Here is a 12,200-nt window from a genome sequence, read left to right on the forward strand (position 1 = left end):
CCGATCCTCCCGCCAGGTAGGACCGGGCGGGCGAAGTGACGGAAGTCAGCCGACGGTCGCGGTGACCGGATGCCGCCGCAGCGGCTCGCGCACCACCGTCCAGCCGGCCGCGGCCACCACCAGCAGCGCACCGGTCACCGCGAGCGCGACGCCGAACGATGCCCGCTGTGCCAGCCACCCGATCGCGACCGGTCCCACCACGGTGCCCAGATCGGCGGCCATCTGGAATCCGGCCAGCACCGGGCCGCCGCGCGCCCGCGGGCCGATCACATCGGCGACGGCGGCCTGCTGGGCGGGTGTGTACATTCCCGAGCCCAGACCGGCCACGAACGAGGCCGCCAGCAGCCACGGCAGATTCGGCGCGAGCCCGAGCGCGATCGTGCCGGTCGCGCACACCAGGGTGCCGGTGATCAGGAAGGGTCTGCGCCCCCACCGATCCGACATCCGGCCGGAGGCGAGCAGTACCGCGGCATTTCCCGCGGCGAACACCGTCAACGCCACCCCGGCGACTCCCGGCGACTCGCCGAGTACCTCGACCACCAGCAGCGGAACCAGCGCCATGCGCACCCCGAACACCGCCGCGCCGTTGGCGAAATTGGACCACAGCACCGCCCGGTACACCGGATCCGCCAGTGCGCGGCCGAAACTCACCACCGGCATCGGCTCCGCGCCCACCGGTTCGGCCAGCTGCGATCCGCGCAGCTTCCAGAACACCACAGCGCTCGCCGCCAGCAGGGCCACCGCGTAGATCGCGAACGGGGCGCGCAATCCGAGCCCGCTCAGCGCACCGCCGAGCAGCGGACCGGCCAGCGAGCCGATCAGGAAACTGGTGGACCACAACCCGGAGACCCGCCCGCGCTCGCCGGGCGGCGACAACCGGATGACCAATCCCAGCGAGGACACCGTGAACATGGTGGATCCGATGCCGCCCAGCGACCGCAGCACGATCAACTGCCAATAGGTCTGCGCCAGCGCGCACGCACCGGTGGACACGGCCACGATCAGCAGACCGGTCAGATACAGCGCCCGCTCACCGAACCGCTGGACCAGCCGCCCGCTCACCGGCGCGAACAGCAGGCGCATCAGCGCGAAGCTGCTCACGATCGCCGAGGCGGCCGCGACACCGACGCCGAAACTGCGCGCGTACTGCGGCAGTGCCGGTGCGACCAGCCCGAATCCGAGCGCGATGATGAATGCCGCGCCGATCAGCACCCAGGTCTCGGCGGGCAGCCGGGAACCGGCACCGTCTCCGTCGTTCACCACATGTCCGCGAATCAGTCGACCGCGTGCTCCTCGATCCCGAGCGCGCGTCCGACCACTTCCTCCGCCGCCGCCTGCACCTGGGCCAGATGGTCGGGCCCCTCGAAGGATTCGGCGTAGATCTTGTACTTGTCCTCGGTGCCCGACGGGCGGGCCGCGAACCACGCGTTCTCGGTGGTCACCTTCACCCCGCCCAGCGCCGCACCGTTGCCGCGGGCGCGGGTCTGTACCGACAACACCGGTTCCCCGGCGATCTCGGTGGTGGTGATGTCGTCCGGCGTCAGCGCGGCCAGCCGCCGCTTCTGTTCGGCGTTCGCGGCGGCATCGATACGAGCGTATGCCGGTGTGCCGTACCGCTTTTCGAGTTCGGCATAGCGCGCCGACGGACTCTGCCCGGTGACCGCGGTGATCTCGGCGGCCAGCAGCGCCAGCAGGATGCCGTCCTTGTCCGTGGTCCAGACCGTGCCGTCATGTCGCAGGAACGAGGCCCCGGCGCTCTCCTCGCCACCGAAAGCCAGGGAGCCGCTGAACAATCCGGGGACGAACCATTTGAAGCCGACCGGCACCTCGTGGGTCTGCCGGCCCAGCACGCCGACCACTCGATCGATCATCGAGGAGGTCACCGCGGTCTTGCCGATCTTGGTCAGCGCGTCCCACCCCATCCGGTTCGCGACCAGATATTCGATCGCCACGGCCAGGAAGTGGTTCGGATTCATCAGTCCCGCATCGGGTGTCACGATGCCGTGCCGGTCGGCGTCGGCGTCGTTGCCGGTGGAGATGTCGTAGTCGTCGCGGATCGCCACCAGCGAGGCCATCGCATAGCGCGAGGACGGATCCATCCGGATCTTGCCGTCGCTGTCGAGGGTCATGAACCGCCAGGTCGGGTCGACGAACGGATTGACCACCTCGAGTTCGAGGTCGTAGCGCTGGCCGATCTCCTCCCAGTAGTCGACGCTGGCCCCGCCCATCGGATCGGCGCCCAGCCGGATGCCCGCGCCGCGAATCGCGTCCAGATTCAAGACGTTCGGCAGATCGGCGATGTACTGGTCGAGGTAGTCGTAGCGCTGGACACCGGTCGCCAGGGCGTGTTGCAGCGTGGTGCGCTTGATCCCGGCCAGGCCGCCGCGCAGCAGCTCGTTGGCGCGCTCGGCGATCGCGTCGGTGGCCACCGTATCGGCCGGGCCGCCGTGCGGCGGGTTGTACTTGAACCCGCCGTCGCGCGGCGGGTTGTGCGAGGGAGTGACGACGATGCCGTCGGCCTGATGCCGGGTGCCGCCCCGATTGTGGCGCAGCACAGCGTGACTCAACGCCGGGGTCGGCGTGTAGCGGCCGCGGCTGTCGATCACCGCGGAGACGTCGTTGGCGGCCAGCACCTCCAGCGCGGTGGTCCACGCCGGTTCCGACAGCGCATGGGTATCGCGGGCCAGATACACCGGCCCGGTGATGCCCCGGGTCGCGCGGTATTCGACGATCGCCTGGGTGATGGCCAGGATGTGCGCTTCGTTGAACGCGCAATCCAGACTCGAACCGCGATGCCCGGAGGTACCGAACACCACCTGCTGCGCCGGTTCGGACGGATCGGGAATCCGGCTGTAGTACGCCGTCACCAAATGCGGCAGATCCTCGAGATCGCTGGCCCGCGCCGGTCGTCCGGCTCGATCGTGGGCCATGCTCGGGCCTCCCTTCCTCATCGCCTGCGCCCGGCTCGTCATCACGATCACGGCGACACCCCGCCCGACTGCCACACCTGCACCGCGGACAGGGTCACGGTGCCGGATTCGAAGAGTTCGGCATTGGCCACCACGAAATCGCGCAGCAGCTGGGAATCGTCGACGATCATCACCATCACGGGCAGGTTCTCGGCGAGATCGAGCATGCGCGTGGTGTGGATGCGGGAGGACACGCCGTAGCCCTCCATCCCACGCCACACGCTGGCTCCGGCCAAGCCGGCGTCGCGAGCGCGGCGCACGATCTCGTGGTAGCGGGGCCGATGCTTGTAGTGGTCGTCCTCCCCCAGCAACACCGTCAATCGGGCCGCGGACCGCCAGCGTGGATCCGGCTGCCACGCATCGGCTTCGGTGACGATCTGCATCGCGGACTCGTCCGGTGCTTCACTCATCGCCTGCCCCCTGTCGTCGTCGGTGTACCAGTTGTCCGTCCTGCCGCGCCGCGCGAATTCACCACCGTCCGCCCGGACATCCGAGCGCCGACCCACCACATCCGGTCCGTGCAGTCTAGAGCCTCGGCCGGACGGGCGAATCGGCGGTCCGATCTGCCACAGAGAGCTGTCCAGACTAACGGATTCGCTTGCGACGAGCAAAAACTCAGGCGGAGGCCGGTCGACGGCTCCGGCCTTTCCCACTCCGCGGCGCCGGTTCGCGAACCCACCAGGTGCACCTCCCTGCCCGACCGAATATGTGCAGCCATGCTAACTGTCAGCGATCGGGCAGCCGACGGCGTCCGGGCCGGGCGGGTCGTCCACCGGCGTGGGGCGGCTGCGACCGGGCGATGTGCCCGACGTCGATTCGCCCTGAACGGGTCGACTACCACCGGGCAGCCGGTACTCGTCGAACGACCGATCCGCGTCCGCTCGGGACGGCGCGACGGCCCGCCGGAGTGCTAGCCATCGATTTGCCCGGGTGCCCGCGGCACCGGTCGTATGACGTCCGAGGCCGGGCTCCCCGGCCCGGCCATCGGACAGGACGGCGCCCCGGACTCCGTGCGAGTCCGAGGCGCCGCCTTCTATCCGATTGTCACCCAGGGCCGTTCACCCCGCCGCCGAACCGGGCTCAGTGCGCCAGGACCGGCTCCCCTTCGGCCGGCGCCGGCGCGGTGCTGGGCATCAGCACCGCGGCGAGGACCGCACCGAGGACGAAAATCGCTGTCGCCCACCAGAAGCTGGTGGTGTAGCTCTTGATCAGCGATTCGGCCACCGCGAGCTGGGTGGGCTGGCGCCCGGACAGGTAGTCGGCCGCGGCCGAGGAGGCGATGGTGCTCAGCAACGCGGTCCCGATCGAACCACCGACCTGCTGGCTCGTGTTCACCATCGCGGAGGCCACACCGGCGTCCTCGTGGTGCACACCGGCGGTCGAGCCCTGGAAGGCGGTCGACATGGCGCCACCCAGGCCCAGGCCGAGCAGGATCAGCGCCGGCAGGATGTGCGAGGCATAACCGGTGTCGAGCCCGATGCGGGTCAACCAGGCCATCCCGGCGGCGGCGACCAGGAAGCCGGCGGCCACCGTGACCTTGGGCCCGATCTTGGGCAGCAGCAGCGACGGCACGGTGGTGGAGGAGGCGACCATCGCCGCGATCATCGGCAGGAAGGCCACGCCGGTCATGATCGGCGAGTACTTCAGCGTCAGCTGCATGTAGTAGGTCAGGAACAGGAAGATCGCGAACATCCCGATGCCCATGACGAACACGGTCATGTAGGAGCCGGCGCGGGTGCGGTCCAACAGGATGCGCAGCGGCAGCAGCGGATGCGCGACCCGGGTCTGAATCCAGCCGAAGACGCCCAGCAGCACCGCGCCACCGATCAGGAAGGCCAGCGTGAGGCCGTTGGACCAGCCGTGCGATTCCGCGTGCGAGAAGCCGTACACGATGCCGAAGAGGGCGGCACTGACCGTCACGGTGCCCGGAATGTCGAGCTTGGGTCGCTGATCGGTGGTGTGCTTGGCGAGCAGCAGCACCGCGCCCACGAGCGCGACGGCGGCGAAGATCAGGTTGACATACATCACCCAGCGCCACGAGGCCCATTCGGTGAGCGCACCGCCGAGCAGCAGGCCGAGCGCGCCGCCGGTACCGGCGACGGCACCGAAGATGCCGAAGGCCTTGGCCCGCTCCGACGGTTCCGTGAAGGTCACCGTGAGCAGTGACAGCGCGGCCGGCGCGAGCAGCGCGCCGAAGACACCCTGGGCCACGCGGGCGACCACCAGCATTTCGAAGCCGTTGGCGGCGCCGCCGACCGCGGAGGCGACGGCGAAGCCGACCAGCCCGATGATGAAGGTGGTCCGCCGGCCGAAGAGGTCACTGAGCCGGCCGCCGAGCAGCAACAGGCTGCCGAAGGCGAGCGCGTAGCCGGTGACCACCCATTGGCGATCGGCATTGGAGAATCCGAGGTCCAACTGGGCCTCGGGAAGTGCGATATTCACCACGGTCGCGTCCAGCACGACCATCAGCTGGGCGACGCCGAGTACGGCGAGCACCCACCAGCGCATTGCGTGCGAGCCACGGCGGCCCGCCGAGCCGGTCGACTGCCTCGCGGGCTGGTCGGACCGGCTCTTGTCGAGATCGATCGCGGAAGTCATGGGTCCCCTTGTCCTGCGACGGTTGAGGTGGAGGGTGAAGCGGAGGCGTTACCTCCGCTTGACTGGAAAGCTATCACGATAACGGAGAGACCGCCTCCGGTTAATCCCGAAACTTGGTAATATCGGGGTGTGAATCACGCCACGGCCGCCCCCGCTCCCCGGCGTCTGCGCGCCGACGCCGCCCGCAATCACGCGCGGATCCTGCGAGCGGCCAGAGACCTGTTCGCCGAGCGCGGGCTCGAGGTGACCCTCGACGATGTGGCCGAGGCGGCGGGAGTCGGCGTGGGCACGGTCTACCGGCGCTTCGCGAACAAACAAGAACTCATCGGCGAGGTTTTCGACCAGACCGTCACCGAGATGGCCGAGGCCGCCGAGGCCGCCTACGCCGATCCCGACACCTGGCACGGGCTGACCCGACTGTTCGAATGGTGCTGCGAGCACATGGCCCACAACCGCGGATTCGGCGAGGTGATGCTCGAACTGCCCGACGCCATGGAACGTTTCGTGTCCGTGCGCGAACGGATCAAGCCGATGGTCACCCGATTGGTCGACAAGGCCGTCAGTGAGGGTGTCCTGCGCCCCGGCATCGCGGCCTCGGACTTCTTCGCGATGGTCAATATGGTCGAGGCGATCGCGAGCTTCGCCAAACCCGTGAACCCCGACGTCTGGCGACGCTATCTGGGCATCATCCTCGACGGCGTTCGAGCCGACGACATCCCCCGGCTACCGCTCACCGTCCCCCCGTTGGACGACGCTGAGGTGGACCAGGCGAAGGAAGCGGTTTTCGCCTGCCGGAGAAGATAATTCGCTGTTCGGCATCCATCACCGACAACGCTACCGACCGACCCGCGTCCACCCCGGGGATCATATCCCCACCGGTGGACGTGGGATGTGACACGTTCGGGCCCGAACGAGGGCTGGCGCACATTTCCGGCGTGTTCTAAAGTTGGACGCATGACCAATTCGTGGGTGAACTGGGCCGGCGATCAACGGTGCGCGCCGGCCACCTATGCCGACCCGCACTCGCTCGACGACCTCGCCGAACTGCTCGCCCGCGCCGAGGCCGCCGAACACACCGTGCGCGTCGCCGGAGCCGGGCATTCGTTCACCGACACCGTGCTCACCGACGGCACGCTGCTGCGGCTGTCGCGGCTGAACCGGATCCTGCGGGTCGATCGGAAGTCCGGGCTGGTGCGAGTCGAGGCCGGGGCCACCCTGCACGAATTGAGCGAAGCCCTGCATCCGCTGGGCCTGGCGTTCCCGAATCTCGGCGATATCGATGTGCAGTCCATCGCCGGCGCCACCGCCACCGCCACCCACGGCACCGGCGCGACCCTGCAGAACATCTCCGCCGCACTGCATTCGGTGGAATTGATGCTCGCCGACGGCAGCATCGTCGAACTCGACGAAGCCGGCGACCCGGACGGCTGGCGGGCGGCCCGGGTGAACCTCGGCGCCCTCGGCGTCGTCACCGCCGTCACCCTGCAACTGGTGCCCTCGTTCGTCCTCGAGGGTGTCGAGCGTCCGATTCCGGTCGAGGAGGTGCTGACCGATCTCGACGACTTCGTCGACGGCAACGAACATTTCGAGTTCTACATGTTCGCCCACAGCCCGCTGGCCATGACCAAGCGCAACAACCGCGTCGAACTTCCCGAACAGCCACGTGGCAGAGCCGTCGACTGGTTCGCCGACATCCTGATGTCCAACCACGCGTTCGACGCGCTGTGCCGGCTCGGACGACGGCAACCGAGCCTGATTCCGTGGATCCACCGCGGCGCCGCCTACGCCGGAAGCTACCGCCGCCAGATCGACCGGTCGTATCGAGTCTTCGCCTCCCCCAGGCTGATTCGCTTCACCGAGATGGAATACGCCATTCCGCGCGAATACGCGGCCGAGGCGATCCGCGAGATCAAAGCCGTTGGGCAGCAGTACGATTCGCCGATGCCGACCGAGGTGCGTTTCGTCGCCCCCGACGACGCGTTCCTGTCCCCGGCCGGTGGCCGCGACACCTGCTACATCGCGGTCCACCAGTACCGGGGCATGGACTACGAACCGTACTTCCGGGCGTGTGAAGCCGTCTTCGATCGCTATCACGGGCGCCCGCACTGGGGGAAGCGGCACTTCCAGACCGCCGAAACGCTACGCGGACGCTACCCCGACTGGGACCGCTTCCAGGAGGTTCGGCGGCGGCTCGACCCCAAGGGGCGATTCACCAACGCCTACGTCGAACGCGTTCTCGGCCCCCTGAGCTGACCGCGCGCCGAGCCCCGTTCGCGGAACTACCTGGATCCCAATCTATTTCGCGCGCGCGGTGCGGCCGCGATCGGCCAGGCGCAATTCCAGCGACACCGGAACCGCGTCGACCTGCAGCGCCTCGCGCAGCCGGCGCACCGCATCGGCCAGGATGCGCCGGCGCAGCGCGGTGAGATCGGCATCGGGTTCGGCGGTCACCAGCAGATGCAATTCCGGTGCGCGCCCCGGACCGGACAGCCTGGCCTGAGCCGATCGCACCCCGTCGTAGGATTCCACGTCCGCGACCACCGGCGCGGCGGCCACATTCGAATCGAGCAGTGTCTCACCGGAACTGCCGACCGTGCCGATATGCCAGCGCATCCGGCTGGGCATGCGGACGAACTGTGCTGCCATCCACCGCAGCGCGGCCAGCGCCACGACCACGGCTCCCGCGATCACCGCCACGAACACCCACGGGGACGGCTCGGCGGTACCGGGCACCAGCGGTGCGTCGCGATCCACCCAGTTCAGCTCGCCGGCGAACGCGGCGATGACATAGGCGCCGGCGAGAATCAGCACCAGCCCGATCAACCCGAGCAGAAACCGATTCAGCCGCGCCGGACGATTGGCCGAGGTACTCACCGTGCCTCCTGTTGTTTGCGGGACACCCGCACCCGGTCGGCACCGCGAGCCGCTACGCTATTGTCGCTCACCGTGCCTCCTCCGGTACCGGTTGCCGGGTGGCTCGCAAGCGCGTGCTGACCGGCGGTGCGGAGCGGGGGGCGATGCGCGCCAAGCGGTCCCCGACCGCGGCGTTGACGGTTTGTTCCAGATCCGCGTGGTCGGGGTGCGCGGCGCGACCGTGCACTCGAATCTGCCTGCGGGTGCGGCGAACTCGCGCACCCTCCAATCCCGCGACCGAGACCGCGGCATCGTGCAGGGCACCGTCCAGACTGCGCCGCGCGATACCGGCGTCCATCCCCTCCTCCGGTTCCAGCGCCTCCACGACGCGGCGGCCGGGGTACAGCGCCGCCACCAGCAACACCACGCCGATCACCGCGGCGCCGATGCCCACCCCCAGCACCCAGTAACTGTGCCAGGTGGTGTCGTGCAACCGCGTCGCGACGCTGTGGTACGAGACGAGCTCCTTCGAATTGCCGAGGTTCTGGATCAGCGAGATCGCCACGAGGACACAGAGCGCCAGCACGACCACCGCCACCAGAACGGCCGGTGTGATCCGTCGGGGTCGCCGGTTCATCGCACCCTCCTCGCCGGCTCGACCGGATTCACCAGCTCGGTGACCTCGATATCGACCCGCGGTACCACCAACCCGGACAGTTCGTGCGTGCGCTCCATCAGATGCGCCCGGCAGGCATCGGTGACCACGCCGACCGGTCGGGGATAACTGACCGGCAGGCGAACCCGCAGGACCGCGGTGTCGCCGGTGACTCGGGCCGAAACCTCGGGCTCGGCGGCGACGCCGTCGACCTCACGTGCCGCCCGGGCCGCCAGCCGACGCACCGCGCGCTCGGATACCGTTGTGCGGCCCCGATATTCGGCCGCACTGAGCAGCGACGGCGAAGCCGGGGCCGCCTCGGCGGCAGTCATTTACGGCCTCGATCCTGCGCCGACCGGATCAGACCGGAGAGATCGACATGACCGTCGAGCCACCGGCCGATCACCAGGCCGAGGGCACCGAAGATCAACACCACCGCGAAGGCTCCGAAACCACCGAAAGCCGCCGCGAATCCCAGGGACAGACCGAAGATCAGGCAGATCGTGGTGGCGCTCATCTCACTGCACCCGTTCGCGGGTCGGCTGCTGGTCCTCGTCCTCTTCGATGAAGACGTCGTTGACGTTGATGTTGACCTCGACCACCTCGAGGCCGGTCATCTGCTCGATCGCGGTGATCACGTTGCGCCGCACCGCGCGCGAGAGTTCGGCGATCGAGACGCCGTACTCGACCACGATCTCCAGGTCCACTGCGGCCTGCGTCTCGCCGACCTCGACCGAAACTCCTTGTCCCACACTGGCGGACGCGCCCGGAATGCGATCGCGGAAGGCGCCGAAGGCACGCGCCGCGCCACCGCCCAGATTGTGCACACCGCGCACCTCCCGGGCGGCCAGGCCGGCGATCTTCTGCACCACGGTATCGGCGATGGTGGTGGTGCCCTGGTCGGTGACCAGAGCGCTCTTGGTCTTGGCCGGCGGCTTGGCGGCGGATCCGCCCTGCTCGGCGTTCGGAGTCGCGGCGCCGGCGTTCTTGTCGGCGTTGTCGCTGGTCTTACCGGTGGTCGTGCTGGTCATGATTACCTCCCGATTCCCTTGCGGTACAGCGGATAACGAACCTTCGGTGCTATGACCCCGGCGGGTGCGAATCGTCACGGGGACGACGGGTGATCTGGGTAACTTCGGTATCGAAGGCCGCCGCCTCCAGATCCGTGACCACGATGCGCAGCCGCGCGGCTGCCCACCTGGTGTCGCAGAGCAGTTCGCGAACGCCGCCGGCCAGCTTGTCGAGCAGCGGCGGCAGCGGCAGCGAGGAAGCGCTCACCCGGATCTCGACGGCATCCGGACTCAGGTCCACCGCCGACCGCGGGCCCAGTCGCGGCACCCAATCGGCGATTTCCACTCCCAACGGCACCGAGGGCTGCAATCCGGGCACAGCATCGATCGCGGCGACGATTCGGTCGACCACGTCGTCCGCGGCGTCGCCCTCGGTACGCTCGTCCTCGCTCACAGCAGTCACAACTCTCCCGGTTGGATATCCAAAATCGCCACCGACACGGCGTCGACGGCCATTCCGGTCTGTTCGGCGACCATCCGGACCACCTCCTGCTGAACCGCCCGGCCGACCTCGCCGACGTGACATCCGTCCGAGACCGACAGGTCGACCTGGACCTTCAGCCAGCCGCCGCTGCGCCGAATCCGCACCCCTGCCGAGGGCGCGATGTCCTGACTGGTCCACCACTGCCGCCCGGTCCGCGCGAGATGGCCGAGCAACCCGAGGACGCCGGGTTCGAGCCGGACGACCCCGGGGACCGAGGCCGCGGCCCGAGCCGCTACTGCGGCGATTACCGCATCCGAGGCGATATATTCCGCCTTTTCCGCGAATGCCTGGGAAGCCGAGCTCATCAGTCCTCCTGGAAGATATCCACCACGGCGATATCGAGCCGCTCCAGCACCAGCCCGATCCGCGCCGAGGCCGCCGCCCGCACGCGTTCCCGGACCTGCGGGACGATCCGTTCCACGGCGGTGTCCCCGTGGCGCACCGAGATGGTCATCGCGACGGCGACCGCGTGCCGGCCGTCGGGTTGGGGGCCGAAATCGTCGATGCGGCAGCTGCGGGCCCGCACCCCGGGGACGGTGTCGGCCGCATAGCGCAACACCACCGCGATCGCCTGTTCGCTCACCTCGACCGACCCCGGATGCGGGGTGGCCAACTCCACCATGCGCCCGCGCCGCACCTCGGCACGCACGGCCGACATGATCCGATCGAACATCGCCGGCGGTGGCGGATCCGGCTCTTCGGCCAACTCCCGCGTCGCGTCGCGCAGCATGCGCAGGCTTTCGCGGGCCGCCGTGCAGTGCGGGCAGTTCAGCTCGTGCTCGTCGGCCAGACCCGCTTCGACGGCATCGAGCCGGTCCCACACCTGTTCGACGCTGCGCCCGCAGGGCAGCGTGTACCCACTGTCGGTCATCTCCTTCAGCGCCATGGCTTCATCACCTCCGCCAATTGCGCCCGGGCTCGGGCTATCCGCCCTCGAACCGCGGTGGTGTTGGTGCCGACGATTCCGGCGATCTCCTCATAGGAGCGTCCGTGCACTTCCCGAAGCAGCCAGCACGCGCGCTGCTCCGGTGTCAACCGCTGCAGGGCCGCGGTCAACGCCGCCATCTGACTGCTGACCTGAGCGGCATGCTCGGGCTGCGTCGCGCGCTGCGGGGATTCGGTGGTATCGGGGTCCACGTCGGCATGGACCGGCCGGGACCGGATGACATTGAGACAACGGTTGGTGGTCATCCGGTACAACCATCCCGCGAAGGCGGCGTCGTCCTGCAGTTGGGCGAGACGGCGCCACGCGGTGAGGAACACCTCCTGCGTCACATCCTCGGCCTCCGCCCGGTCGGCCAGCATGCGCGAGGCCAGCCGGAACATCGCTCCCTGATAACGCAGCACCAGTTGCTCATAGGCCCGGACATCGCCGTCACGTGCCCGCCCGGCCAGGGTGGCATCGTCCAACGCTGCCTCGGGTGCCGTTGCCGCCTCGGTCACACAGCACCTCCTCCGCTGCTCGAATCGATTGACACCGGCGGGCAGGAATCCTCACGTTGGATCATGCGTGATCGTTGTCTCAGCGGTTGCCGACTGACCGATGCTGTGTCCGGATCGTTGATCGGCTC

Annotated in this window: 15 protein-coding genes; 2 read left to right on the plus strand and 13 right to left on the minus strand. The window is 68.8% G+C overall.

Annotated features, from left to right (window positions below; translation table 11 throughout):
• Positions 1-45: 45 nt before the first annotated feature.
• The 4 genes from ON37_RS18400 to ON37_RS18415 form a co-directional block, all read right to left on the minus strand.
• A complete protein-coding gene (locus ON37_RS18400; protein ID WP_083893100.1) occupies positions 46-1,260 on the minus strand; it encodes an MFS transporter in 1,215 nt (404 codons plus the stop codon).
• A gap of 14 nt (positions 1,261-1,274) precedes the next feature.
• The gene (gene pgm / locus ON37_RS18405) at positions 1,275-2,930 is read right to left on the minus strand and encodes a phosphoglucomutase (alpha-D-glucose-1,6-bisphosphate-dependent) (protein ID WP_040720951.1); all 1,656 of its coding nucleotides are present in this window, start codon (positions 2,928-2,930) and stop codon (positions 1,275-1,277) included.
• Positions 2,931-2,977: 47 nt separating this feature from the next.
• Positions 2,978-3,379, minus strand: a complete 402-nt coding sequence (locus ON37_RS18410) for a DUF190 domain-containing protein (protein WP_083893101.1) — start codon at positions 3,377-3,379, stop codon at positions 2,978-2,980.
• A gap of 670 nt (positions 3,380-4,049) precedes the next feature.
• Positions 4,050-5,567 carry an MFS transporter gene (locus tag ON37_RS18415; protein ID WP_040720851.1) on the minus strand — a complete coding sequence of 506 codons (1,518 nt, stop codon included), beginning with the start codon at positions 5,565-5,567 and terminating at the stop codon, positions 4,050-4,052.
• Positions 5,568-5,696: 129 nt separating this feature from the next.
• Between ON37_RS18415 and ON37_RS18420 the strand changes: the two genes are divergently transcribed.
• The gene (locus ON37_RS18420) at positions 5,697-6,371 is read left to right on the plus strand and encodes a TetR/AcrR family transcriptional regulator (RefSeq protein WP_040720852.1); all 675 of its coding nucleotides are present in this window, start codon (positions 5,697-5,699) and stop codon (positions 6,369-6,371) included.
• 150 nt (positions 6,372-6,521) lie between these two features.
• Positions 6,522-7,820, plus strand: a complete 1,299-nt coding sequence (locus ON37_RS18425) for a D-arabinono-1,4-lactone oxidase (RefSeq protein ID WP_040720853.1) — start codon at positions 6,522-6,524, stop codon at positions 7,818-7,820.
• Between the two features lie 42 nt (positions 7,821-7,862).
• Here ON37_RS18425 and ON37_RS18430 read toward each other — a convergent pair whose 3' ends face one another.
• The 9 genes from ON37_RS18430 to ON37_RS18470 all read right to left on the minus strand — a co-directional run bounded on the left by ON37_RS18430 (position 7,863) and on the right by ON37_RS18470 (position 12,072).
• On the minus strand, positions 7,863-8,441 hold the full coding sequence (locus tag ON37_RS18430; RefSeq protein WP_040720854.1) for a hypothetical protein: 579 nt from the start codon (positions 8,439-8,441) through the stop codon (positions 7,863-7,865).
• A 67-nt stretch (positions 8,442-8,508) separates the two neighbouring features.
• Positions 8,509-9,057, minus strand: a complete 549-nt coding sequence (locus tag ON37_RS18435) for a DUF6286 domain-containing protein (RefSeq protein WP_040720855.1) — start codon at positions 9,055-9,057, stop codon at positions 8,509-8,511.
• Positions 9,054-9,407 carry a hypothetical protein gene (locus tag ON37_RS18440; RefSeq protein ID WP_051031746.1) on the minus strand — a complete coding sequence of 118 codons (354 nt, stop codon included), beginning with the start codon at positions 9,405-9,407 and terminating at the stop codon, positions 9,054-9,056. Before ON37_RS18440 ends, ON37_RS18435 begins: the two co-directional genes overlap by 4 nt.
• On the minus strand, positions 9,404-9,592 hold the full coding sequence (locus tag ON37_RS18445; protein WP_040720857.1) for a hypothetical protein: 189 nt from the start codon (positions 9,590-9,592) through the stop codon (positions 9,404-9,406). Before ON37_RS18445 ends, ON37_RS18440 begins: the two co-directional genes overlap by 4 nt.
• 1 nt (position 9,593) lies before the next feature.
• Positions 9,594-10,106 carry an Asp23/Gls24 family envelope stress response protein gene (locus ON37_RS18450; RefSeq protein WP_040720858.1) on the minus strand — a complete coding sequence of 171 codons (513 nt, stop codon included), beginning with the start codon at positions 10,104-10,106 and terminating at the stop codon, positions 9,594-9,596.
• 49 nt (positions 10,107-10,155) lie between these two features.
• Positions 10,156-10,548 (minus strand): hypothetical protein, encoded by a 393-nt coding sequence (locus tag ON37_RS18455; protein WP_174362118.1) that lies wholly within the window; start codon positions 10,546-10,548, stop codon positions 10,156-10,158.
• Positions 10,545-10,934: an Asp23/Gls24 family envelope stress response protein gene (locus tag ON37_RS18460; RefSeq protein ID WP_040720859.1), complete on the minus strand. Its 390-nt coding sequence runs from the start codon at positions 10,932-10,934 to the stop codon at positions 10,545-10,547. Before ON37_RS18460 ends, ON37_RS18455 begins: the two co-directional genes overlap by 4 nt.
• Entirely contained in the window at positions 10,934-11,515 is a 582-nt protein-coding gene (locus ON37_RS18465) for an Asp23/Gls24 family envelope stress response protein (protein ID WP_040720860.1), read from the minus strand. The genes ON37_RS18460 and ON37_RS18465 overlap by 1 nt, the downstream gene beginning before the upstream one ends.
• Positions 11,506-12,072 (minus strand): RNA polymerase sigma factor, encoded by a 567-nt coding sequence (locus ON37_RS18470; RefSeq protein WP_083893090.1) that lies wholly within the window; start codon positions 12,070-12,072, stop codon positions 11,506-11,508. The genes ON37_RS18465 and ON37_RS18470 overlap by 10 nt, the downstream gene beginning before the upstream one ends.
• Between the last annotated feature and the right edge of the window lie 128 nt (positions 12,073-12,200).

Source organism: Nocardia veterana NBRC 100344 (genome assembly GCF_000308855.1).
GTDB lineage: Bacteria > Actinomycetota > Actinomycetes > Mycobacteriales > Mycobacteriaceae > Nocardia > Nocardia veterana.